The sequence below is a fragment of the Paenibacillus sp. FJAT-26967 genome (assembly GCF_001541095.1).
Lineage (GTDB): Bacteria > Bacillota > Bacilli > Paenibacillales > NBRC-103111 > Paenibacillus_F.
In genome coordinates, this window is record NZ_LMXH01000009.1 from 77043 (window position 1) to 77796 (window position 754).

The window sequence follows — 754 nt, forward strand, 5'->3', positions numbered from 1 at the left end:
AGCTGGGCACTCTAAGTTGACTGCCGGTGACAAACCGGAGGAAGGCGGGGATGACGTCAAATCATCATGCCCCTTATGACCTGGGCTACACACGTACTACAATGGCCGGTACAACGGGAAGCGAAGGAGCGATCCGGAGCCAATCCTATCAAAGCCGGTCTCAGTTCGGATTGCAGGCTGCAACTCGCCTGCATGAAGTCGGAATTGCTAGTAATCGCGGATCAGCATGCCGCGGTGAATACGTTCCCGGGTCTTGTACACACCGCCCGTCACACCACGAGAGTTTACAACACCCGAAGTCGGTGAGGTAACCGCAAGGAGCCAGCCGCCGAAGGTGGGGTAGATGATTGGGGTGAAGTCGTAACAAGGTAGCCGTATCGGAAGGTGCGGCTGGATCACCTCCTTTCTATGGAGACTCGGGTGCCGAAGCGCACCCAGTCAAGAAGGCCTTAAGCCTTCACAACTTCAATCACTCGTTGTCAGTTTTGAAAGGAGAATTTCCTTCTCTTTTCAAACTTTTTGCTGCCCTGACACTCTTCGGATATTCAGTGGCGCGAATCCGTTGTTCCTTGAAAACTAGATAGCGAAAGTTGTAACTAGAATCATCCAAAACCTTGTTATAGATGATCAGGTATCCGCACTTGTGCGAATACGAGGTCAAGCTAATAAGGGCACACGGAGGATGCCTAGGCGCTAGGAGCCGAAGAAGGACGTGGCGAACGACGAAATGCCTCGGGGAGCCGTAAGCAGGCTT

The 754-nt window shown here is 52.8% G+C and carries 1 rRNA gene and 2 other annotated features; the gene reads left to right on the top strand.

Annotated features, from left to right (window positions below):
* Positions 1-100: 100 nt before the first annotated feature.
* Positions 101-198, top strand: a sequence feature (16S ribosomal RNA rRNA prediction is too short).
* 62 nt (positions 199-260) lie between these two features.
* Positions 261-393 (top strand) — a sequence feature (16S ribosomal RNA rRNA prediction is too short).
* A gap of 262 nt (positions 394-655) precedes the next feature.
* A 23S ribosomal RNA gene (locus AR333_RS22315) occupies positions 656-754 on the top strand; the annotation flags it as partial.